Genomic DNA, 22,116 nt, shown 5'->3' with positions numbered 1-22,116 from the left:
GCCGGCCCCCGTAGACTCGGCCCCATGAGCACCGACCTCGGCACCCCGCGCCTCCTGCCCACCGACGAGGCGGAGCGAGCGGTCCTGCTGGCCGCGCCGCGGGGCTACTGCGCGGGCGTCGACCGGGCCGTGGTGACGGTGGAGAAGGCGCTCGACCTCTACGGCTCGCCGGTCTATGTGCGCAAGCAGATCGTGCACAACAAGCACGTCGTGGCCGACCTGGAGTCGCGCGGCGCGATCTTCGTGGAGGAGATCGAGGAGGTGCCGGCCGGCGCCACGGTCGTCTTCTCGGCCCACGGCGTGAGCCCCGAGGTGCACCGCCAGGCCGAGGAGCGCGAGCTCAAGACGATCGACGCGACCTGCCCGCTGGTGACCAAGGTCCACCACGAGGCCAAGCGGTTCGCCGAGGACGACTACGACATCCTCCTCATCGGCCACGAGGGCCACGAGGAGGTCGAGGGCACGGCGGGCGAGGCGCCCGACCACATCCAGCTCGTGCAGAGCCCCGCCGACGTGCCGGGCATCGTCGTGCGTGACCCGGCCCGCGTCGCCTGGCTCAGCCAGACCACGCTCTCGGTCGACGAGACGCTCGAGACGGTCGCGGCGATCCGCGAGCGCTTCCCGCTGCTGCTCGACCCGCCCAGCGACGACATCTGCTACGCCACGCAGAACCGCCAGCTCGCCGTCAAGGAGATCGCCCGCGACGCCGACCTCCTGATCGTGGTCGGCTCGGGCAACTCCTCCAACTCCGTTCGCCTGGTCGAGGTCGCGCTCGAGGCCGGGGCCAAGGCGTCCTACCGCGTCGACGACGCCTCCGAGATCGACGAGTCCTGGCTCGAGGGCGTCCGCAACGTCAGCGTGACCTCCGGGGCCAGCGTCCCCGAGGCCCTGGTCGACGGCGTGCTGGCCTACCTCGCCGAGCGCGGCTATCCCGACGCCAAGGCGGTCCACAGTGCCGAGGAGTCGCTGATCTTCTCGCTGCCCAAGGAGCTGCGCCGCGACCTCAAGGCTGCCGGGCGGAGCTGACCGCGTCGTCGTACGACGGCGGCCAGACCACCCAGCGGTAGGCCGCGAAGTTGAGCACCACGCTCACCGTGAGCGCCAGCAGCTTGGCGGCGAGGACGGGGAGCGAGCCGTCCAGCAGCCCGATCAGCACGGGTTGCACGACCCACATCGTCACGCCCGTGGTGGCGAGGAACAACGCCGCGTGACGCATCGTCAGGCGACTGCTGCCGAAGGTGACCAGGCCGTTGACGATGAAGCTGAAGGCCATCCCGGCGCTGGTGGAGACGAGGTTGGCGCCGAGGATCCCGAGGCTGTCGTGCAGCAGCATGAACAGCGCCACGTCGATGGCGGTGTTGGTGAGCCCGACGGTGGCGAAGCGCGCCACGACCACCCACCGGGGCTGGATCCGGGAGGTCACCCGCCACCCTCGGCCAGCACGGGATCGACGACCGGCTCGCGCGACGCCGACGCGCGTGGCGCTGGGACTCGGCGGGTGGACACGTGGGTGCCGCGCGCGGTCATCGCCAGCGAGTAGAGGGGCCGGTCCTGCGTCTCGACGTAGACCCGCCCCAGATAGCTGCCGATCACGCCCATCATGACCAGCTGCAGCCCGCTGAGGAGGAACATGCCGACGCCCAGGAAGGCCCATCCGGGCACGGCCTGGCTGGGCACGAACAGGCGGACGTAGAGCACGTAGCACGCGAGCGCCACGCTGACACCGGAGATGAGGATGCCGAGCCTGGAGATCCACCGCAGGGGCGCGGTGGAGAAGCCGAGGATGCCGTTGGCCGCGAAGTGCAGCATCGTGCGCAGCGGGTAGTGACTGCGCCCCGCGTGTCGTGCGTCGCGGTCGAAGAGCAGCGCCTCCTGTCGGAAGCCGACGTCGGCCACGATCCCGCGCAGGAAGCGCTCGTGCTCGCGGTAGCGCGAGACCTCCGCGACGACGGCGCGGTCCATCAACCGGAAGTCGCCGACGTTGCGGGGGATCTTCACCGAGGCGAGCCGGTCCAGGGCCCAGTAGAACGCGTAGGCCGTGCCGCGCTTGAAGGCCGAGTCGCGCCGACTGCGGCGTTGGGCGTAGACCACGTCGGCCTCGGCCTCCCAGCGCTCGATCATCTCCATGCTCACGCTCGGGGGGTCCTGCAGGTCGGTGTCCATGACGATCACCGCGTCGGCGTCCGCGGCGGCGTCCAGACCGGCCGTGACGGCGATCTGGTGCCCGTAGTTGCGCGAGAAGCTGAGCACGCTGACGCGGTGGTCAGCGCCGCGCAGCGCGAGCAACCGGCCCAGGGAGTCGTCACGGCTGCCGTCGTCGACGTAGATGAACTCGAAGCGCAGGTCGGGCCGTGTGCGGGTGGCGCGCTCCAGCACGTCGTGGAAGGCCGCGAGGTTCTCCTCCTCGTCGTAGACCGGCAGGACGTAGGTGATCAGCGGTCGCTGGGGCCGCGCGGGGGTGGTGGTGGGGCGCTCAGACATGGGCATCGCTCTCGTAGTCCTCGGTCATGCCGTGGGGGGTCTTCTCCCACCGGTGTGGGTCCCGGATCACTTGGTACAGAGCGCGCCATGCGGCGAAGCTGTGAAGAAGCCAATAAAGAGGACTGAAGATCGCGAACACCCCGATCCGCCAGCTGTAGCGCCAGGTCGCAGCCACGCCGGCGGACACGATCATCACCAGGTTGCCGAAGACGAAGGTGAGGACGCTGACCTGCACGAGCAGCGGAGGCAGGGTGAGACCGATGAACTGCACCCCGACGTAGGTCGCGACGGTCAGTGCCAGCGCGAGAGGGTAGGCCAGGAAGGCCAGGGGGGTGGCCATGATCAGGCCCAGCATGCCGATGACCCCGAGGGGGCCGACGGCGCGCGCGAAGCGCAGCGGGCTGCGGGTGTTGACGGCCGCAGTGATCATGTAGCCCTTGATCCACCGCGTGCGTTGCTTGATCCATGCACCGACGTGCGCGCACGCCTCCTCCCCGGTCGAGGAGTCGATCACCGCGACGCGGTAGCCCAGGAGGTTGGCGCGCAGGCCGGCGTCGGCGTCCTCGGTCACGTTGTAGGGGTCCCAGGCCCCCATCTGTCGCAGCGAGGCGACGTCGAAGTGGTTGGACGTGCCGCCCAACGGGAGCGGCAGCCGGGCCATGTCCATCCCGGGGAGCATCGCCTCGAACCAGTGCGCGTACTCCACCGCGAACATCCGGGTGAGGACGTTGTAGTCGGCGTTGAAGTAGTGCAGCGAGGCCTGCACGACCGCCAGCGGGGGGCGGTGGCTCAGCCCGTGCGCGCGCTCCAGCCGGTCGCGGGCGAACGCCGCCACGGCCATCCGCAGCTGCTGGGGGTCGGGCCGGTCCTCGGCGTCGTAGATGACGGCGTAGGTGCCGCGGGCGAACGCCAGGCCGTAGTTGCAGGCGCGCGGCTTGGTCTGCGGCGACCCCGGCGGCACGATCACCACGCGCACGTGCTCCGGCAGCGCGATGGCGCGGGCGACCGCGATCGTCTCCTCGTCGTCCGCCTCGAGCAGGAGCATCACGTCGAGCTTGGCCGGGGGATAGTCCAGGGCGCCGATGTTGCGGACCAGCTTGGCCACGATGTTGGCCTCCTTGTAGGCAGGCACCAGCACCGTGTACGTCGGCAGGAGGGCATCGCTGTCCACCGGCACCCACACCGGTGGCAGGCCGCGGCGCTGCCGCTGCCTCATCTCCGCCAGCGTGCGGCGGGAGCGGATCAGCGCACGGGTGGGGACCAGGAAGGACGCGACGGTCTTGAAGACGATGTTGCTGAGGAAGAGGGTGTTGGCCAGCGAGAGCACCAGCACGAGCGTGCTGAGCGGGGCGAGCACGAAACCGGCCGCGAGCGCGAGCACGACGGCGACCGGCACGCGACGCTGCCAGGCGGTGAGCCCAGCACGGGCGGAGGCCATCGGGCGCTCGGTCGCGAGCCGCTCGGCCGACTCGTAGAGCAGCAGGTCGTGTTGGCCCACCTCGAGAGCGCTCCACAGGTCCCACGGGGTGGTCGCGCGGAACTCGACGCGCCCGGCGTCGAAGAGCTCGCGTGCCACGCCCGCTGCCGCCTCGGTGGGTCGCACGGTGGTCGCCAGCACCACCAGGTCGCCGGAGCGACGCCACGGGATCCAGCCCTCGCGCATGGCCACGCGTCGGCTCATCCGCGACAGGAGGGCGGGGTCGCAGGGCTCGCGGATCAGGTCGACGTGGGGGATCCGCCACTCCTGCGCGAGATGGTCGTAGAGCTCAGCCCTGCTGAGGGCGCCGTCCATCAGCAGGTACTGGTGCAGGTCACCCCCCTCGAGCAGCTGGCGGCGGCGGGCGGCGGCGTGCTGTTGGGCGGTGACGGCGCCTCGTCTCACCAGCATCGGTCGCTCGTCAGCGACCGCGTTGGACGCGACCGGCTCGCGGGTCGTGGTCACGGCCACTCCTCCAGCCGTCGGTAGATGCCGATGTCGGCGATGGCGTAGACGAGCCGGTAGCGCGCGTGGAACTGCGGGTCCTTGGCGAGGGCCCTGGTCACCAGGTCGCGCCCGGTCTCGGTGGCGCTGCTGGTGACCTGACGGCGGTGCATGAAGACCCAGCGGGCGTGGGCGTGGGGATCATCGATCGCCTCCTGGAAGACAGGTCCGGAGGCGCGGGTGAAGAACTCGTCGATGCGGATGCCGAGGACCGGGGCCAACGACGACTTGTCGGGAGTCTGGTCCATCAGGATCCCGCCACCGTCGTAGTGCGTGCGCAGCCAGGTCGCCGCCGCCTTGATCCGGGTGTAGGCCACGTGCTGGTCGTGCGCCTCCTCGATCACGGTCATGTGCGCGGTCGGCGCCTGGAGCCACCACACGTTCTGCGCCGTCACGGCGACCAGGAGCACGGCGGCGAGCAGCATGCGGACCTGCGGTGCACGGCGTACGACGTGGTGCACACCGACGGCGGCCAGCAGGGCCAGCCACGGGATCGCGGAGAGCACGTAGCGGTTGTTGTAGGCCCCGGTGGGCAGCGACTTGTCGTTGACCATGATGTGCTGGCCGGTCGTCAGGCTGAAGAGCAGGAACGCAGTCGAGCTCGCGGCCATCCAGACGATCAGTGCTCGGTCCTCGAGCCCCCAGTGCCAGGTCATCAGGAGCAGCCCGATGCCGGCGGCGACGAGCGCGACCAGGCCGGCGGTCTCCAGCAACGCCCAACCGAGGACCGCAAAGGACAGCCCGGCGTTGCCCTTGGTGGCCAGGAGCCCGTTGTCGAGGTAGACCTGGGTGAAGGCGGCCGCGGAGTACTGCCCGGTGAGGAACTCCACCGGTGTGCCGTAGACGGCCGTGTTGTAGGCCAGCCACCAGCTCGCTGCGAGCATCGATGGGGCAGCCAGAGCGAGTCCGTAGCGACCGGACCGTCGCCACGAGCTGCCTCGCCGCCGGCTGGCCACGACCACGACGACCAGCGCGCTGATGACCAGCGGCCACGCCTCGTAGCGTGTCAGGACCCCAGCGGCAGCAGGGATCCCGGCGAAGACGGCGAGCTCCCCTCCGCTGAGCTGTCGGTGGCTGCGGCACCAGCCCGCCACCCCGGCGATGGTGCCGAGCATCGCGGCGATGAGCACCGGCTCGGTCAGGGCGGTCGTCGAGACGTAGAGCAGGCTCAGGTTGGCCAGGAGCACCAGCAGGGCGACCAGGCGCGCGAGCACGTCGAGCTCGAGGCGGGCCGTCGTGCGCCACAGCGCGGTGGCCGACGCCCCGAGGCACAGGGTGCTCACGATGCAGCCGGCGACGCCGGTGCGGAAGAGCCACATGTCCTGGACCAGCGGCATGAGCAGCAGGTGGGGCAGCGGCAGCCACACGGTGCCCAGCTGGGCCAGCCCCGGCGCCTTGTTGTCCACGACCCGGCGCGCGATCGTCAGGTGGGCCATCGCGTCGCCGTAGTCGAGGTTGGTGCCGGACCTCACGGTGTAGATCGATGCTGCGGTCCCGACCAGGACCGCGAACGCGAAGACGGGCAGGCTGCCAGGGACTCGTCGTCCGCGGGGGTCGGCCTGCAGGCGCGCGGCGTACGACGTCGCGCGCACGGGTGCCGGGTCGGCGAGCGGCGCGGACGTCTGGAGGGCCATGGATCAGTCGTCCAGTCCAGGGTCGTCGTCGCTCTCCTGGGCCCGCACCAGGTCGCGGATGGCGCGGTTGCGGCGACTGGCGAGCCCGAGCTGGAGGAGCAGCACGACGAGCACCACGCCGGTCCCGATCCCGAACCACCAGATCAGGGAGCGCTGCTCGTCGAGACGGTCGGCCTGGGGGATGACGGAGTCGGTCGAGAGCCGGAAGGGCTCGCGGTCCGGTGTGGCGATCAACAGGTCCGCATGGAGGTCGCGCCAGCCCGAGCTCGCCACGCTCTGCACCGCCCGGTCGGTGAGGTCGGCCCGGCTGAGGGTGGCCTCGGGATACCACTCACCGAGCAGCAGCACGTCCCGGCCGCCCTCGTGCACGGCCTCGAGCGCTGCATAGGGGCTGTCGGCGGCGAAGGAGAAGGTCTCCGCCGCGAGATCGACCAACCGCATGCCCGAGAGGCGCAGCGGGGCCCGCAGCGCGGCGGAGTCGTCGTAGGTGGCGCCCACGAGAAGGCCGGAGTCGGTGCCGGTGAGGAGCTCGTCGGGGGTGACCAGGCGGATGGTGAGGAGGTGGCTCGCGACGCGTTGCAGGGCGGCGAGGAGCACCGCGGCGTCCTGGGCGTCACCGAGGGGCTGGGTCGAGGTCGGGCGGACGGCCACGGCGACCTCGCCGCCGAAGACCTGGGGAAAGAGATCGAAACCGCTCAGGGCGCCGGTCCCGCGCGTGGCGGCGACGACCGACCGGGCAGCGTCGATGTCGAGCAGCACCGGTGCCTGGGTCGCGGTCGTCCCGCACCGTCCGTCGTCGGGGGCGGCGGTGAGGGTCACCTCCAGGGCGTTCTCGGCCCGCATCATGCTGGCCGGCGCTTCCACGTGCATGCTGAAGCCGGTCTCCTCGTCGAGGACGGTCGAGCCGACGAGGCGGTCGTTGAGGAAGACCTCGACCTGGGCGTGCGCGTCGCGGACCGCGGTGTGCATGCCGACCAGGTCCAGCTCGAGCGAGTCGACCGGGCCGCCGAAGGAGTCCTGCGGGATGCCGACGTAGGCACTGGACCGTCCCCACCCGGACAGCCGGAGCGTCTCGCTGCCCAGGTCCGCCAGGGAGAGTCGCGTGTCGAGGTCGTGGTCGGGTTGGGAGAGGGCGAGGGTCGTGACGCGGGGCGCGTCACCCAGGGCCAGTGCGTCCGAGTCCAGCGCGCGGGTTGCGTCGACGAGTCCGGGCCCGGACCCCGCGATGATCAGGGCCGGGAGCCCCCGCCACGTGGAGACCGTCGAGGTGGTCTCCGCCTCGCGGCCGGGGTCGATGCGGATGATCCGCTGTCCGGCGCCGGTGTCCGGGACCTGGCTGCTCTCCGGGGTGAGCACGACGGGCGTCGGCGCGGGGTAGCGGTTGCTCAGGGCCAGCACGGCCGTCAGTCCGGCCTCGAGCACGGCCGGCGATGCGTCGTCGGGCACGACGACATCGATGCGCGAGGCGGTCGCGGGCAGGAATGCGGCGACGGAGGTGGGGGCACGCTCGGAGCCGTCGAAGACCAACGTGATCCCACTGAGCCGCGTCAGCACGGGGTCCTGGCTGACCCGGCAGCCGCTCGCGCGCGGCTCGACGTACTGCGTCCCGACCGAGATCGTGCCGTCCGGACCGATGTCGGCACGCGAGACCGGCAGCGACAGGGCCTGGCTGGCCCGGGCCGCGACGACGACACGGGTCCGCCCGGCGACCGCGACGCGCACGGACCCGTCCGGTGCGCCCTCGACGCCGAGGCGGGCGTGGATCGCGGTCGGGACGACCCCGGCGGGCACCGGCAGCGAGATGGTGTTGGGCGCCGTGCCCTGCGTGCCCAGCACCTGCGGCAGGCTCAGCTCGTCGGCGCTCGCCGCAGTGACCGGCAGCACCACGCCCAGGCTGGTGGACAGGCACGTGGCCAGGACAGCCACGATCAGCGTCGCTCTCATCGTTCCCCCCGAGCAAGGACGTCCGCGCGGCTGCGCGTTCGGTCCTGCTCCCCGCGGGGAGAGTAAGGCTGAGGAGGGGGCGCATACCCCGAATTGATGAAATCATCGTATTAATGAATGCCTGGGGCGCCAGCCGGTCGGCAGGCCGTCCGCCTGGGCTGAGACCATCGGAGCGACGGGTCGACGCGACCGGTCTTCGCAACGGAAGCAGGAGGGCCGATGGCCAGGTTCGTGGACATCCACCCGGACAACCCGCAGCCGCGGCTGCTCGAGATGGTCGCGGAGGAGCTGCGCAACGACGCGCTGATCGCCTACCCGACCGACTCCGGCTACGCCTTGGGCTCCCGCATCGGCAACCGGGACGGCCGGGACCGGATCCTGCGCATCCGGGGGCTCGACGACCGGCACCACTTCACGCTCATCTGCAAGGACTTCTCCCAGCTCGGGCAGATGGTCCACGTCGACAACTCGGCCTTCCGGGCGATCCGCGCCGCGACGCCGGGGCCCTACACGTTCATCCTCCCGGCGATGCCGGAGGTCCCGAAGCGGCTGATGCACCCCAAGAAGAAGACCGTCGGCGTGCGCATCCCCGACCACACCTTCGTCCAGGCGCTGCTCGAGGTGCTCGGCGAGCCGCTGCTGTCGAGCTCGCTGATCCTGCCGGGGGAGACCGAGCCGCGCACGTTGGGCTGGGAGGTCAAGGAGGAGCTCGACCACGAGGTCGACCTGGTCATCGAGGCCGGCGACACCCCGGCCGAGCCGACCACGGTCGTCGACTGGTCCTCGGGCGCCCCCGAGGTCACGCGTCGTGGTGCAGGAGACCCCGACCGTTTCGCATGACCCGCTGGCGGACGTAGAGGGTGGCCAGGCACAGGACGTAGCCCGCGACCAGCGCGAGGCTGTGCTCGGACAGGCCGGTGATGACCGCCTGGACCGCGCCGTCCTCGGGGTGGCCGATGACCGACGGGCGGCTGATGCCGACCAGCACGAAGACCCCGATCATCAGCAGCGGCGGCAGGACGCCGACGGTGAAGAAGTCCGAGGGGCGCACGGTCAGGGCGAGCGCCACGCAGAGGGCGACGAAGCAGAGGTCGAAGAAGAAGCTGATGTGACCGCCCAGCAGCAGGTCGACCACCACCACGGTGAGGGCAGCAGCGACCCCGAGCGCGACGACCTGTCGGCCTGGCTCGCGCCCCTCCTCCCAGAGGGTCCGGGCGTGCGTCATGATGCCTCGATCACAGGGCCACCGTATGGTCCTCGTCCGACTCGCCGGGGGCGACGCGCCGGGAGACCGCCCGCAGCTCGACCGCGCGCGGCGTCGCCAGGTCGTCGTCGGTGACCGACAGGTCGCTGAACCGGCGCGCCGCCACCAGCACCCGCGACTCCAACGACCCGACCGTCTGGTTGTAGTGACCGACGGCGGCGTTGAGCGAGCGGCCGAGCTGGTCGACGTGCGTGCCGAGCGTGCCGAGGCGGGAGTGGAGGTCGCGCCCGAGGCGGTGGATCTCGCGCGCCTGGTCGGCGAGGGCCTCGTGGCTCCAGCCGTGGGCGACCGTGCGCAGCAGCGCGATCAGCGTCGTCGGGGTGGCCAGCACGACCTGCTTGGTCGCGGCGTAGTCGATCAGGTCACCGTCGGCCTCCAGGGCGGCCGCGAGGAACGACTCGGCGGGCATGAAGAGCACCACGAACTCCGGGCTCACCTCGAGCGAGCGCCAGTAGGCCTTGGCGGCGAGCTGGTCGACGTGGGTCCGCACCTGGCGGGCATGGCGGGCCAGGTGGCCGGCGCGCACGTCGTCGTCGTCGTCGCTGGAGGTGGCGTCGAGGTAGGCGTCGAGCGGCACCTTGGCGTCGATCACCAGCTGTCGCTCGCCGACCAGGTGGATCACCAGGTCGGGCCGTCGGGCGCCGTCGTCGAGGCGCACCTGCTCGGAGAAGTCGCACCGGTCGACGAGCCCCGCGAGCTCGACGGCGCGTCGCAGGTGCAGCTCGCCCCAGCGCCCCCGCACCTGCGGCTTGCGCAGCGCGGTCGACAACGACTGGGTCTCCCGGCGCAGCGAGTCGTTGGCGTGACGCATGTCGAGCACCTGCTCGTGCAGCTGGCTCTGCCACGCGACCCGGTTGTGCTCGAGGTCGCGCATCTGGTCCTGCAGCCGGTCGAGCCCCTCCTTCACCACCGCCTGGTCCGCGGCGCGCTGGTCGAGCGCGGCGCCCGCTCGTTCGTCGCGGGACGAGTGGTCGCGGCCGCGGAGCAGCCCGGCGAGGTAACCCACGAGGGCCCCGACGGCGAGGCAGAGCAGCAGCGCGGCGAGCGTGGTGACGGTCATGACCACCAGCATGGACGCGACCACCGACAGTGCCGGGGACGTCGCGCGGGGCCGCTCAGAGGTCGAGGAACGCGGCGAGCCAGACCTTGATCTCCGCGAGGCAAGGTGCGTCCACGTAGCCCAGCTGCTCCCCGAGGCGGTCGCGGCTGATCGTCCTCGGCTGCTCCGTCATGGCGAAGCAGTCCGGCGGGACGCTCACACCACGGAGGGGGACATGGTTCGGCCAGCCACGATCAGTGCGGGAGACGGGCACGACGACCGCCAGCGTCGTGACGACGTCGAGGTAGCCGTCGGAGGAGACCACGACCACCGGCCGTCGACCGGTCTGCTCGCGCCCGACGCTCGGGTCGAGCCAGGCCCAGACGACGGTGCCCTGCCGCAGCCGCGTCATGCACCGAGATCGGCGTCGAGCCACTCATCGGTCTCGGCGGTGTAGGTCGCCAGCACGTCGGCCGGCGTCGCGTCGATGGCTCGGCGCATCGCCTCGAACCGCAGCCCGCGGTCTGCCGCGTCCGCCAGGCGGGACAGGTGCTCGCCCAGGCTCACGCGGGACGCCGCAGCCTGCGCCTTGAGCCGGTCACGCGTCTCGGCCGAGACCTTGATCGTCGTCATGGTCATACGAAAAGTATACGCCGCCCCGGCCCGGGCTCGCCGCGTCAGTCAGCCAGGTCCACCACGACCGGCGCGTGGTCGGAGGCGCCGGTGCCGGCACGCTCCTCGCGATCGATGAAGGCGCCCGTCACGCGGCCGGCGAACGGCGCGGAGCCGAGCACGAAGTCGATGCGCAGCCCGCGGTTGCGCTCGTAGCGCTGGCGGTAGTAGTCCCAGTAGGTGTAGACGTCCGGGCCGGGCGTGTGCGGCCGCACGACGTCGACGTACCCGTCGTCGAGGAAGGCCTGGAAGGCCGCGCGCTCGGGCGGCGTCACGTGGGTGGACGTGCGGAACTGCGCGATGTCGAAGACGTCCTCGTCGCGGGGCGCGATGTTCCAGTCGCCGACGAGCGCGGTCGGGCCCTCGCGCCAGTCGAGCGCCGCCTCGCGCAGCCGGGCGAGCCAGTCGAGCTTGTAGACGTAGTGGGGGTCGTCGACCTTGCGTCCGTTGGGCACGTAGAGCGACCACACCCGCACGCCGCCGCAGGTCGCGCCGATCGCGCGCGCCTCCGCGGTCAGCGGGTCGCCGAAGCCGGGCATCTCGGGGAAGCCGACCTGCACGTCGTCGAGCCCGACGCGGCTGATGATCGCGACACCGTTCCACTGGTGGTAGCCGGCCGCCGCGATCTCGTAGCCCAGGGACTGCAGGCCCATGAGCGGCAGCTGGTCCTCGCGCGCCTTGGTCTCCTGCAGCGCCAGCACGTCGACGTCGTGACGCTCGAGGAAGGCCTCGACGCGGTCGATGCGCGAGCGCAGGGAGTTGACGTTCCAGGTGGCCAGGCGCATCCGCTCAGCCTAGGAGTGCACGCACCCCGTCGAGCAGCCGGTCCACCTCGTCCTGGGTCGTGTAGGCCGCGAGCCCCACGCGCACGCCGCCCCCGTCGCCGAGCCCCGCGTGCCGCGAGGCCTCGAGGGCGTAGAAGTGGCTGGCCGGGGCGTTGACCGACAACGCACCGAGGTGCTCGTGCACCGCGCGGGCGGAGTGGCCGGCGACGGTGAACAGCACCGTCGGCGTACGACGGGCGGGTCGGCCGTGGACGGTCACCGCCTCGATCCCGGCCAGCCCGTCGAGCAGGTGGCGCAGCAGGACGTGTTCGTGGGCCTCGAGCGCGGCCATCGAGGTGAGGACCCGCTCGCGTCGGGAGCCCCCGGGCTGCGACGACGGCAGCAGCTCGGCGATGAAGTCGACCGCGGCGGTGACGCCGGCGAGCAGCTCGTAGGGCAGCGTGCCGAGCTCGAAGCGCTCGGGCACGGCGTCGCTCGACGGCAGCAGCTTGTCGGGACGGAGCCCCTCGAGCAGGGTGGGGGAGGCGACGAGGGCGCCCAGGTGCGGCCCGAAGAACTTGTAGGGGGAGCAGACCAGGACGTCGGCACCGAGCGACGCCAGGTCGATCGGCGCGTGGGGCGTCAGGTGGACCGCGTCGACGAAGACGAGTGCGCCGACCGCGTGGGCTGCGGCCGCCACCGCGGCGACGTCGGGCCGGGTGCCGAAGAGGTTGGAGGCGCCGGTCAGGGCCACCACGCGCGTGCGCTCGGACAGCAGCGGCGTGACGTCGTCGAGCTCGGTCGTGACCGTGTCGAAGCCCAGCCAGCGCACGGTCGCCCCGGCCCGCTCGGCCGCGATCACCCACGGCCGGATGTCGGAGTCGTGGTCGAGCCGCGTCACGACCACCTCGTCGCCGGGGCCCCAGCCCTGGGCCAGGGTGCGCGCGAGGTCCATCGTCAGCTGGGTCATCGAGCGGCCGAAGACGACCCCGCCCGGGTCGCCGCCGACGAGGTCGGCGATCGCCTGGCGGGCGGCGAGCGTGACCGAGTCCGTACGTCGTTCGGTCGCGGTCAGCGTGCCGCGCTGGCACATCCCCGACGTCATCGCGTCGGCGACCGCCTGCGCGACGACCAGCGGCACCTGCGAGCCACCGGGGCCGTCGAAGTGCGCCACGCCCGCATCCAGCGCGGGGAAGTGGGAGCGGATGCGACCGACGTCCAGCCGAGCCATCAGACGAAGGCGCTCTCGCCGGTGATCGCGCGTCCGACGATGAGGGTGTTCATCTCGCGGGTGCCCTCGTAGGAGTAGATCGCCTCCGCGTCGGCGACGAAGCGCCCGACGTGGTGCTCGAGCAGGATGCCGTTGCCGCCGAGGACCTCGCGGGCCCAGCCGACGGTCTCGCGCATCCGCACGGTGCTGTGCACCTTGCAGAGCGAGGCGTGCTCGTCGCGCAGCAGCCCGGCGTCCTGGAGCTGGGAGGCGCGCACGTTCATCGCGGTGGCGGCCGTGACGTTGGAGAGCATCTTGACCAGCAGGTCCTGCACCAGCTGGAAGGAGGCGATCGGCCGGCCGAACTGCTCGCGCGACTTGGTGTAGCGCAGGGCGTGCTCGTAGGCCCCGCGGGCGCACCCGGCCGCCTGCCAGGCGACGCCCATGCGCGTCACGCGCAGGACGTTGGCGGTGCTCGCGAAGCCGGTGGCCTCCTGGAGCCGGTTGGCCTCGGGCACGTGCACGTCACGGAGGTGGATCTCGGCGTTCTGCACGACGCGCAGCGCGATCTTGTCCCGCTGCACGTCGAAGGTCATCCCCTCGGTGCCCTTCTCGACGACGAAGCCCTTGACCTCCCCGTCGTCCTCGTCACGCGCCCAGATGACGACGAGGTCGGCGAAGGAGGCGTTGCCGATCCACTTCTTCTCGCCGTTGAGCACCCAGCCGTCGCCGTCGCGGCGGGCGCTGGTCGCGAGACCCTGCGAGATCGCGGAGCCGACGTCGGGCTCGGTCAGGCCGAAGGCGCCGATCAGCTCCATCCGCGCCATCGCCGGCAGCCAGCGCTCGCGCTGCTCGTCGGAGCCGCAGAGCTGGATCGAGCCCATCGCCAGCCCGCCGTGCACGCCCATGAACGTGCCGATCGACGGGTCGATCCGGCTGAGCTCCATCGCGACCATGCCGTCGACCAGCGCACCGCGTGCCGGGCAGCCGGGTCCGTCGTAGGCCAGGCCGGCGATGCCGAGGTCGGCCAACCCCTTCACCAGGTCGTGGGGGAAGTCCCCGCGCGTCCAGTGCTCGTTGATGACCGGCTCGACCTCGCGCGTCATGAACGCACGGACGCTGCTGAGCAGCTCGCGGTCCTGGTCGTCGAGGAGCAGCTCGAAGCCGAGGAAGTCGGAGAAAGGCGAGTCCTCGAGGTCGCGGTCCTCAAAGCCTGTGGTGTCGGTCATGAGGGGGTCTCCTCGTCCAGGAACTGCTCCACCACGGGAGCGAGCTCGTCGGCCTCGGTGACGATGCCGAGGTGGCCACCGTCGTAGAGGTGCAGTCGGGCGTGCGGGATCAGTCGCGCCTGCAGGCGCGGGTTGGCCGCCGGGATGATCGGGTCGTCGGTGCCGCCCATCACCAGCGTGGGCTGACGGATCAGCCCGAGGAAGGGCAGCGAGCTCCAGCCGGTCATGGCGGCCAGCTGGTAGTAGTAGCCCCGCTTGGGGCCCGACCGCGTGACGGCGTGCAGCAGCTTCGCGCCCTTCTCGGGGTCGGTGCGCATCGTGCCGCCGTAGATGTCGGCGGCGATGCGGCGCGCGTAGGCCGGGTCGCGGTGACGCCGGGGGGTGGCCATCTTGGCCAGCACCGAGGGGTGGGCCGGGACCATCAGGAAGCCGGTGCCGGTCGCGACCAGCACCACGCGGCGTACGCGCTTGCGGGACTGGACCGCCAGCTGCTGCGCCAGCCCGCCGCCCCACGAGAGGCCGAGCACGTCGAAGTCGCGGTGCCCGAGCTTGGTCATGAGGGCCGCGACCCAGGAGGCCAGTCCGGCGATCGGATAGGGCGTCGGCGGCAGGGCGCTGCCGCCGACCCCGGGGACGTCGAACCGTACGACGCCGCGCTCGGGGTCGAGCGCGTCGACGAGGGGCTGCAGCACCTCGAGCGAGACCCCGATGCCGTTGCACAGCAGCAGCGGCGGCTCGTGGACGAAGCGGCCCACGCCGGGGCGCACGGACACGCGGGCCGCAAGGCCGCGCACGGCGATCGTGCGCACGGTGTCGGGCGCGGCCAGGGGCAGCTCAGCGGTCATGGACATAGGTCCCCGGAGCGTCGCACAGCGGCTCGAACTTCGCGGATCCGACCCGGCGCGGCTTGCCCCGCTCCGGGCCCGTGCGGGCGGCCAGCCAGGCGGCGTAGTCGTCCCACCAGGTGCCCTTGACCTTGCGGGCCCCGTCGAGCCACTCCGCGGCGCTCTCGGGGTTGGAGTCGGAGGTCTGGAAGCTGGCCTTCTCGTTGCCCGGCGGGTTGACCATCGCGGCGATGTGGCCGCTGGTCGAGAGCACGAAGCGGGAGTCGCCGCCGAAGAGCTGGGTGGTGCGGTAGCAGGACTCCCACTTGCACAGGTGGTCGGCGATGCCGGCCACGACGTAGGAGTCGACGTCGATGTCGCCCAGGTCGATCGGGGTGCCGAGCAAGGTGGCGCCGCCGGCCTCGGTCAGGGCGTTGCGCAGCGCGAGGTCCATGAAGTCGCGGTGCATCCCGGCGGTCATGCGCACGGGGTCGGCGTTCCAGTAGAGGATGTCGAAGGCCTTGGGGGCGTGGCCCATCAGGTAGTTGTTGACCCAGTAGTTCCAGATCAGGTCGTTGGGCCGCAGCCACGCGAAGATCTCCGCCAGCGCCCGCCCGTCGAGGTAGCCCTTGTCGCGCGACGCCTTCGTGGACGCGGCCGCGCCCTTGTGCGAGAGCAGGGCGCTGGGCAGGCCGGCGTCGTGCTGGTCGAGGACCGTGACGGCGAGGCTGAACGCCGCGACGCGGTCGAGGTCGTCGGTCGCCGCCAGGTGCGCCATGACCATCGAGGCGAGCATGCCGCCCGAGCAGATGCCGAGCACGGCGACCTGGTCCTGACGGGCGATGTCCTGGGCCGTGGTCATGGCCTCGAGGATCGCCTCGCCGTAGGTGTCGAGCCCCCAGTCGGCGTGCCGGGCGTCGGGGTTGCGCCAGGAGATGCAGTAGACCTGCTGGCCGTCCTGGACGAGGTGCTCGACCAGGCTGCGCTGCTCGGCGAGGTCGATGACGTAGTACTTGTTGATCGTCGGCGGCACGATCAGGAGCGGGACCGAGCGGACCTTGGGCGTCTGCGGGGCGTATTGGATGAGCTCGAAGACGTCGGTGCGCAGCACGACCTGGCCCGGCGTCACCGCGAGGTCCTCGCCGACCTCGAAGGCGTCGGGCTCGACCATCGACGGGACCCGGGGTGCTGTGGCGAAGTCGCGCACGAAGCGCCGCCCGCCCGCCACCAGGTTGCCGCCGCCGGTGTCGATGATCCGCTTGAGGACCTTGGGGTTGAGCACGGGGCTGTTGCTGGGGGAGGAGGCCTCGACGAGGTTGTCGACGATGAAGCCCATGCGCTGCTCGTCGCCGTGGCCCAGCCCGGCGTCGTCGACCAGGCCGCGCACGGCCTCGCCGGTCGCGAGGTAGGACTGCAGCGTGCGCCGCAGGAACGGGTTCTTGGCCCAGGCCTCGTCGCTGAAGCGACGGTCCTTGGGGTGCGGCGCGATCTCCGAGCGGCCGACCTGCACACGGGCCAGCTCGGCGGTCAGGCCGGCGGTGCGACCCGCCACGGCGCGCGGGTGGCGGGCCAGGCCGGCGGCGAACTTCACGCCGGACATGCCGGGCAGGAAGCGGCGGACCGGGCCGCGGCTGGCATCGGCGAGGAGCAGGTCGAGCGGGGTGCCCAGGTCGTCCTCGTGATGGGTGGTCGTGTCGGTCATGGGTGCCTCCGAGCGGCGTCGACCCGCCCGCGACGGCCGTCGCGGGCGATCACCCGAGTGTGACGGGCGCCACCAAGATCGCCACCACCCGGGAGGATGAGGTCAGCCCTCGGTGCGGGCCACCGCGTCGATCAGGGGCCTCGGATCCGGGGCGTCCCCGGTCGCCTGGAGGACCACCGTGTCGGCTCCTGCGGAGCCGAAGGAGTCGACGACCTCGCGCACCCGGGCGTCGAGCGCCGCGTCGGTGCTGTGCTCGCGCCGGTCGACCTCCGCATAGACGACGACCTGGCCACGGCCCGCACGCCCTGCGGGCCGTGAGGAGTCCACCAGCGTCCGGGCCCGTCGTACGGCGTCGGGGTCGGCGACCGCGTCGAGCAGGACGCCGTCGGTCAGCTCGCCGGCCAGCGCCACGCTCTTCTCGCCCCGCGCGCCGAGCAGCAGGGTCGGCGGCGTCGCCGGGGGCCAGTCGAGGCGCACGGCGTCGAGGCGGACGTAGCGACCGTCGACGTCGACCTGCTCGCCGGCCAGCAGGTCGCGCACCGCGATGGTGTGCTCGCGCAGCAGCGTCATGGGGGAGTCGGCGCGAGCGCCGACCTGTGCCATCCAGGGCTGTACGCCGTGCCCCAGCGTGGCGACGAAACGCCCGGGGAAGAGCCGGGCCAGGGTCGCGACCTCCATCGCCACCAGCGCCGGGTTGCGCAGGGGCACGGGCATGAGCCCGACCCCGACGACGAGCCGCTCGGACCAGGCGAGGGCGGCCGCCGCGGTGGTGAGGCCGCCCTCGAGGAAGCAGTCCTCCCACAGCCACAGCTGGGCGATCCCGGCCCGGTCGGCGTGCTCGACGACGGCACGGATCTCCTCGGGCGGGGTCTGGGGGCGCAGGACGACACCGGTCTGGGGCACGCACCCAGCCAAGCACCTGCGCGGTCGTCCTGACCGCCGGGGCGTCCGGTCGTGCGGTCCGGCGGCGGGGCGGCAGACTGGTCGCCGTGAGCAACGCACCCAGCCTCGACCACTTCCCGGCCCACGCGCAGGACAAGCTGCGCTACGGCGACACCGACCGCCAGGGGCACGTCAACAACGCGGTCTTCTCCTCGTTGCTGGAGACCGGCCGCGTGGAGGTGCTGCACGGCGCGGCCGGCCCGTTGGCCGACGCAGGCGCGTCGTTCGTGATCGCGCGGTTGGTCGTGCAGTTCGTCGGCGAGCTGCAGTGGCCGGGCACGGTCGACATCGGCACGCGCGTCGCGCGGGTCGGTCGGTCGTCGGTGACCATGGAGCAGGCGATCTTCCAGGACGGGCGCTGCTGCGCGACCGGGGAGAGCGTGATCGTGCAGGTCGACGACGCGACGCGCACCTCCAAGGCACTCTCGGTCTCGGCCGCGATGCGGCTGAAGGCGCTCATGGCGTCGGCCTGACGCCCGCTGGACCGCCGGTGACCGGGCGTGATTCGTCGGGGAACCTCGCGGCTCCGTAGACTGCCCGCCCGTGGCACTCACCATCGGCATCGTCGGGCTCCCCAACGCGGGCAAGTCCACCCTCTTCAACGCCCTCACCAAGAACGACGTCCTCGCGGCGAACTACCCGTTCGCGACGATCGAGCCGAACGTCGGGGTGGTCGGCGTGCCCGACGACCGGCTGCCGCAGCTCGCCGAGGTCTTCGGCTCGGCCAAGCTGCTGCCGGCCACGGTGGAGTTCGTCGACATCGCCGGCATCGTGCGCGGCGCGTCGGAGGGTGAGGGCCTGGGCAACAAGTTCCTTTCCCACATCCGCGAGTCGGCGGCGATCTGCCAGGTGACGCGCGTCTTCCGCGACGAGGACGTGACGCACGTCGACGGCGAGGTCAACCCCGCCAGCGACATCTCCACCATCCAGACCGAGCTGATCCTGGCCGACCTGCAGACGGTCGAGAAGGCCATCCCGCGGCTGGAGAAGGAGGCGCGCGGCAACAAGGCCGTGACCGCCAACCTCGACGCCGCGCGCGAGGCGCTGGGTCACCTCGAGGCCGGCACGCCGATCATCGCGACCAAGGTCGACCGCTCGCTGATCCGCGAGCTGTCGCTGCTGACGGCCAAGCCGTTCATCTACGTCTTCAACTGCGACGCCGACGAGCTCGCCGACGAGTCGCTCAAGGCCAAGATGCGCGAGATCATCGCACCGGCCGAGGCGATCTTCCTGGACGCGAAGTTCGAGTCCGAGCTCGTCGAGCTCGACGACGACGAGGAGGCGCGCGCGATGCTCGCCGAGATGGGCGTCGAGGAGCCCGGGCTCGACATGCTGGCCCGCGTCGGCTTCGCCACCCTCGGCCTGCAGACCTACCTCACCGCTGGCCCCAAGGAGACCCGCGCCTGGACCATCCCCCAGGGCGCGACCGCTCCCGAGGCGGCCGGTGTCATCCACACCGACTTCCAGCGCGGCTTCATCAAGGCCGAGATCGTCTCCTTCGACGACCTCATGGCCGCCGGCTCCATGCAGAAGGCCAAGGAGGCCGGCAAGGTGCGCATGGAGGGCAAGGACTACGTGATGGCCGACGGCGACGTCGTGGAGTTCCGCTTCAACGTCTGAGGCACAGCCGCGAGCGCAGCGAGCGGGTGTGACCCGAAGAGGTCGAGCGAGCCCCGCGACCGAGCCTGCGAGGTCGCGACGGGCGGGTCGAGACCTGAGGCGCAGCGATGCGAGAGCGTCAGGCCCGCGACACCCGGGTCAGGACCTGAGCAGGCGTAGCACCGGTGGCGTCGGCCACCTCGTGGAGCAGCTGGGCGGCGATCCTGAAGAGCTCGGCCGCGGTCTCGGCCGGGTCGTCCTCGACGAGCTGGTCGATCAGCTCCTGGACGGCCGGGTCGTCGGGGTCGACGGCGTACGTCTCGAAGGCGTCCCTCGTCGTGCGGTCGCGCTGGAGCGCGAGCTTCCTGGCGTTGGCCCGGAGGATCCGCTTCTGCGTCATGAGGTCAGTATCGCGGACGCGCGCAGCTGCTCGACCAGGATGTCGCCGTGGCCGGCGTGCCGGGCCAGCTCCTGGATGAGCTGCAGGTGCACGAACCGCAGGCTGACCGGGCGTCCGTGCCACTCCCACTGCTCGTCGAGGTCGTGCTCGGCGGCGATCTCCCGCGAGCGGGCGCACGCGTCGAGGTAGGCCGCGCGCACGGAGTCGACCGTGTCGGTGTCGTCGAGCACGAAGCTCTCGTCGACGGTGACCGGGAGGCCGAGGTCCTCGCGCGGCACGCCGGCCACCCGGGAGTGGAACCACACGCGCTCCACGAAGGTCGCGTGCCTGACCAGCCCGAGCAGGGTCGTCAGCGACGGCACCAGCCGGGCGCGCGCCTGCTCCTCGTCGATGTCGTCCAGCAAGGCGACGACCTCACCGCGCTGCACGTCCAGCATCTGCTCGAGCGACCTGCGTTCGTCCGTGGTGGAGTCCATGGGTCCAGGCTAGGCGCCGTAGTCGGACGTACTCATGTGCAGATCCGGCCTCCTGCCCCCGCCTGGGGAGTGTCGCGAAGTGCGAATGAGCACGTCCGACTACGAGCAGCCCTGCCTCACGCCAGTCGCGGGTCGATCACCGTGATGCCGGCTGGGGCGGCGGAGCCGAGGCCGGGCAGCAGTCGGGCCGCCTCGTCCAGCGTCACCGTCCGCTCGAGCAGCAGTGACGGGTCGAGCGCGCCGGAGGCGACGAGCGCGAGCATCGCGGGATAGTCCGCCGCCGCCATCCCGTGGCTGCCCAGCAGGTCGAGCTCCCAGGCGATCACCCGGTCCATCGGCACGACCGGCGCCGAGGCCAGCAGCCCGACCTGCACGTGCCGCCCGCGCCGCCGCAGGCTGAGCACCGAGTCGGCGAGGGTGGAGGCAGTGCCGACGGCGTCGAGGGCCACGTGGCTGCCACCGTCGGTCAGCTCCCGCACCCGATCCGGTACGACGCCCTCGTCCGCGAGCACCACGTGCTCCGCACCGAGCCGCGTCGCCAGGGCCAGCGCTGCGGCCGAGCGGTCGACGGCGACGACCCGGGCGCCGGCGGCGACCGCGATCATCACCGCGCTGAGACCCACCCCGCCCGCACCGACGACGGTCACCCACTCGCCGGGCTGCACCCGGGCGCGTGCCGTCAGCGCGCGGTAGGACGTCGCGAAGCGGCACCCCAGGCTGGCCGCGGCCGCGTCGTCGACCCCGTCCGGGATCGCCACGAGGTTGTGGTCGGCCGCGTGCAGCACCACCAGCTCGGCGAAGCTTCCCCAGTGCGTGAAGCCCGGCTGGGTCTGGTCGGGACAGACCTGCGCGTCGCCGGCTCGGCACCACGAGCAGACGCCGCAGCCACACACGAACGGCGCGGTCACCCGGTCGCCGACCTGCCAGCCGGTGACGCCCGCCCCGACGGAGGCCACCACGCCGGCCAGCTCGTGGCCCGGCACGTGGGGGAGCGCCACCCCGGAGTCGTGGCCGGCCCACGCGTGCCAGTCGCTGCGGCACAGCCCGGTCGCGTGCACGCGCACCACGACCCCACCGTCCGGAGCGACGGGCTCGGGCACGTCGCGCACCGAGACGGGCCCGCGGAACTGGTCGAGGACGACAGCACGCATGCCCCACATGCTGGCAGCCGCGCGCAGCGCGACGACGTGGGTATGGCCCGCAATGACCATTCCCGCCCTCGGCAGAGACTTCTAACGTGAGCAGGACCCCATCCGAGAAGAGGCTTCCGATGCCACGTCGTCCCAGCGCCACCTTCGCCAACGTCACCTCCATGCTCGCCCTGCTCGTCGCCGTCAGCGGCGGCGCCTACGCCGCCAACACCGTGCGCAGCTCCGACATCGCGAACGGGCAGGTCAAGACGGCCGACCTCGCCAACAACGCCGTCACCGGCAAGAAGGTCAAGAACGGCAGCCTGAAGCGCGTCGACATCGGCGGTCCCCTGACGCGCGCCTACGTCACGCGCGACACGTCCGCGACGTTCACCAACCTTCCCCTGTCGACGAGCACCACGCTGCGCACCCTGGACCTGCCGGGCGGCTCCTACGTGGTGACCGCGAAGTTTCTGGCCAATAGCAACAACGCCAGCAAGTTCAGCCTCGCCTGCACCCTGACGGGAAGCGACCAGACCGAGGACTTCGCCGACGGGCTCACCCTGGGCGACGCGGCGGGAGACGACCGCGAGATCGTCTCGATGCTGATCACCCCCACCTTCGCGACGGCGGGGCAGGTGAGCCTCTCCTGCGACCCGGGCACGGCATCGATGAACGTCGGCAAGGCGGCGATCACCGCGGTCAAGGTCGACCAGGTGATCAGCCAGCCCTGAGGGTCGAGCACTCGGACGGCGCGCGGCACGCGGCCACCCCCACTAGCCTGGGTGACGGCCGTCACGCCGCGTGCCGACCACCGTCTCGGAG

The 22,116-nt window shown here is 71.8% G+C and carries 23 protein-coding genes; 5 read left to right on the top strand and 18 right to left on the bottom strand.

The window, feature by feature from the left end; translation table 11 throughout:
* Positions 1 to 24: 24 nt before the first annotated feature.
* A complete protein-coding gene (locus AAG827_RS04525) occupies positions 25 to 1,026 on the top strand; it encodes a 4-hydroxy-3-methylbut-2-enyl diphosphate reductase (protein WP_341924629.1) in 1,002 nt (333 codons plus the stop codon).
* Here AAG827_RS04525 and AAG827_RS04520 read toward each other — a convergent pair.
* Genes AAG827_RS04520 through AAG827_RS04500 form a run of 5 tightly spaced genes read right to left on the bottom strand, consistent with a single transcriptional unit; the run spans position 1,004 to position 8,040 of the window.
* Entirely contained in the window at positions 1,004 to 1,423 is a 420-nt protein-coding gene (locus AAG827_RS04520) for a GtrA family protein (protein ID WP_341924628.1), read from the bottom strand. The genes AAG827_RS04525 and AAG827_RS04520 overlap by 23 nt on opposite strands.
* Positions 1,420 to 2,481 carry a glycosyltransferase family 2 protein gene (locus AAG827_RS04515; RefSeq protein ID WP_341924627.1) on the bottom strand — a complete coding sequence of 354 codons (1,062 nt, stop codon included), beginning with the start codon at positions 2,479 to 2,481 and terminating at the stop codon, positions 1,420 to 1,422. Before AAG827_RS04515 ends, AAG827_RS04520 begins: the two co-directional genes overlap by 4 nt.
* The gene (locus AAG827_RS04510) at positions 2,474 to 4,423 is read right to left on the bottom strand and encodes a glycosyltransferase (protein ID WP_341924625.1); all 1,950 of its coding nucleotides are present in this window, start codon (positions 4,421 to 4,423) and stop codon (positions 2,474 to 2,476) included. The genes AAG827_RS04515 and AAG827_RS04510 overlap by 8 nt, the downstream gene beginning before the upstream one ends.
* Positions 4,420 to 6,096: a hypothetical protein gene (locus tag AAG827_RS04505; RefSeq protein ID WP_341924624.1), complete on the bottom strand. Its 1,677-nt coding sequence runs from the start codon at positions 6,094 to 6,096 to the stop codon at positions 4,420 to 4,422. The genes AAG827_RS04510 and AAG827_RS04505 overlap by 4 nt, the downstream gene beginning before the upstream one ends.
* A gap of 3 nt (positions 6,097 to 6,099) precedes the next feature.
* Entirely contained in the window at positions 6,100 to 8,040 is a 1,941-nt protein-coding gene (locus AAG827_RS04500) for a cellulose biosynthesis cyclic di-GMP-binding regulatory protein BcsB (protein WP_341924623.1), read from the bottom strand.
* Between the two features lie 219 nt (positions 8,041 to 8,259).
* Between AAG827_RS04500 and AAG827_RS04495 the strand changes: the two genes are divergently transcribed.
* Complete coding sequence (locus AAG827_RS04495) at positions 8,260 to 8,880, top strand: L-threonylcarbamoyladenylate synthase (RefSeq protein ID WP_341924621.1); 621 nt, start codon at positions 8,260 to 8,262, stop codon at positions 8,878 to 8,880.
* On the opposite strand, the gene AAG827_RS04490 is transcribed toward AAG827_RS04495, so the two are convergent.
* The 10 genes from AAG827_RS04490 to AAG827_RS04445 form a co-directional block, all read right to left on the bottom strand.
* Positions 8,840 to 9,265 carry a DUF6542 domain-containing protein gene (locus AAG827_RS04490; RefSeq protein ID WP_341924620.1) on the bottom strand — a complete coding sequence of 142 codons (426 nt, stop codon included), beginning with the start codon at positions 9,263 to 9,265 and terminating at the stop codon, positions 8,840 to 8,842. The genes AAG827_RS04495 and AAG827_RS04490 overlap by 41 nt on opposite strands.
* 10 nt (positions 9,266 to 9,275) lie before the next feature.
* Positions 9,276 to 10,364 carry a DNA recombination protein RmuC gene (locus AAG827_RS04485; protein ID WP_341924619.1) on the bottom strand — a complete coding sequence of 363 codons (1,089 nt, stop codon included), beginning with the start codon at positions 10,362 to 10,364 and terminating at the stop codon, positions 9,276 to 9,278.
* A 55-nt stretch (positions 10,365 to 10,419) separates the two neighbouring features.
* On the bottom strand, positions 10,420 to 10,755 hold the full coding sequence (locus tag AAG827_RS04480) for a type II toxin-antitoxin system PemK/MazF family toxin (protein WP_341924618.1): 336 nt from the start codon (positions 10,753 to 10,755) through the stop codon (positions 10,420 to 10,422).
* On the bottom strand, positions 10,752 to 10,982 hold the full coding sequence (locus tag AAG827_RS04475) for a hypothetical protein (protein WP_341924617.1): 231 nt from the start codon (positions 10,980 to 10,982) through the stop codon (positions 10,752 to 10,754). The genes AAG827_RS04480 and AAG827_RS04475 overlap by 4 nt, the downstream gene beginning before the upstream one ends.
* A gap of 38 nt (positions 10,983 to 11,020) precedes the next feature.
* A complete protein-coding gene (locus AAG827_RS04470; protein ID WP_341924616.1) occupies positions 11,021 to 11,800 on the bottom strand; it encodes an exodeoxyribonuclease III in 780 nt (259 codons plus the stop codon).
* 4 nt (positions 11,801 to 11,804) lie between these two features.
* The gene (locus AAG827_RS04465) at positions 11,805 to 13,010 is read right to left on the bottom strand and encodes a cysteine desulfurase-like protein (protein ID WP_341924615.1); all 1,206 of its coding nucleotides are present in this window, start codon (positions 13,008 to 13,010) and stop codon (positions 11,805 to 11,807) included.
* A complete protein-coding gene (locus AAG827_RS04460; protein ID WP_341924614.1) occupies positions 13,010 to 14,218 on the bottom strand; it encodes an acyl-CoA dehydrogenase family protein in 1,209 nt (402 codons plus the stop codon). The genes AAG827_RS04465 and AAG827_RS04460 overlap by 1 nt, the downstream gene beginning before the upstream one ends.
* Complete coding sequence (gene phaZ / locus AAG827_RS04455; RefSeq protein ID WP_341924613.1) at positions 14,215 to 15,063, bottom strand: poly(3-hydroxyalkanoate) depolymerase; 849 nt, start codon at positions 15,061 to 15,063, stop codon at positions 14,215 to 14,217. The genes AAG827_RS04460 and phaZ overlap by 4 nt, the downstream gene beginning before the upstream one ends.
* Positions 15,053 to 16,744 carry an alpha/beta fold hydrolase gene (locus AAG827_RS04450; RefSeq protein WP_341924612.1) on the bottom strand — a complete coding sequence of 564 codons (1,692 nt, stop codon included), beginning with the start codon at positions 16,742 to 16,744 and terminating at the stop codon, positions 15,053 to 15,055. The genes phaZ and AAG827_RS04450 overlap by 11 nt, the downstream gene beginning before the upstream one ends.
* Positions 16,745 to 16,846: 102 nt before the next feature.
* On the bottom strand, positions 16,847 to 17,647 hold the full coding sequence (locus AAG827_RS04445; protein WP_341924611.1) for an LLM class flavin-dependent oxidoreductase: 801 nt from the start codon (positions 17,645 to 17,647) through the stop codon (positions 16,847 to 16,849).
* An 86-nt stretch (positions 17,648 to 17,733) separates the two neighbouring features.
* On the opposite strand from AAG827_RS04445, the gene AAG827_RS04440 reads away from it, so the two are divergent.
* A complete protein-coding gene (locus AAG827_RS04440; RefSeq protein ID WP_341924610.1) occupies positions 17,734 to 18,159 on the top strand; it encodes an acyl-CoA thioesterase in 426 nt (141 codons plus the stop codon).
* A gap of 70 nt (positions 18,160 to 18,229) precedes the next feature.
* Positions 18,230 to 19,306 (top strand): redox-regulated ATPase YchF, encoded by a 1,077-nt coding sequence (ychF, locus tag AAG827_RS04435; protein WP_341924609.1) that lies wholly within the window; start codon positions 18,230 to 18,232, stop codon positions 19,304 to 19,306.
* Positions 19,307 to 19,424: 118 nt separating this feature from the next.
* Here ychF and AAG827_RS04430 read toward each other — a convergent pair whose 3' ends face one another.
* From AAG827_RS04430 to AAG827_RS04420, 3 genes are all read right to left on the bottom strand, one after another.
* Positions 19,425 to 19,685 (bottom strand): hypothetical protein, encoded by a 261-nt coding sequence (locus tag AAG827_RS04430; protein WP_341924608.1) that lies wholly within the window; start codon positions 19,683 to 19,685, stop codon positions 19,425 to 19,427.
* Positions 19,682 to 20,161 carry a DinB family protein gene (locus AAG827_RS04425; RefSeq protein ID WP_341924607.1) on the bottom strand — a complete coding sequence of 160 codons (480 nt, stop codon included), beginning with the start codon at positions 20,159 to 20,161 and terminating at the stop codon, positions 19,682 to 19,684. The genes AAG827_RS04430 and AAG827_RS04425 overlap by 4 nt, the downstream gene beginning before the upstream one ends.
* Positions 20,162 to 20,277: 116 nt before the next feature.
* On the bottom strand, positions 20,278 to 21,312 hold the full coding sequence (locus AAG827_RS04420) for an alcohol dehydrogenase catalytic domain-containing protein (RefSeq protein ID WP_341924606.1): 1,035 nt from the start codon (positions 21,310 to 21,312) through the stop codon (positions 20,278 to 20,280).
* Between the two features lie 119 nt (positions 21,313 to 21,431).
* Here AAG827_RS04420 and AAG827_RS04415 point away from each other — a divergent pair, with 119 nt between their 5' ends.
* The gene (locus tag AAG827_RS04415; RefSeq protein WP_341924604.1) at positions 21,432 to 22,025 is read left to right on the top strand and encodes a hypothetical protein; all 594 of its coding nucleotides are present in this window, start codon (positions 21,432 to 21,434) and stop codon (positions 22,023 to 22,025) included.
* Positions 22,026 to 22,116 lie beyond the last annotated feature (91 nt).

It is taken from the genome of Nocardioides psychrotolerans, from assembly GCF_943371775.1.
In the GTDB taxonomy this organism is placed as follows: domain Bacteria; phylum Actinomycetota; class Actinomycetes; order Propionibacteriales; family Nocardioidaceae; genus Nocardioides; species Nocardioides psychrotolerans_A.
The sequence above is the reverse complement of the archived record's forward strand: the minus strand, read 5'-3'. Positions and strand labels throughout refer to the sequence as shown.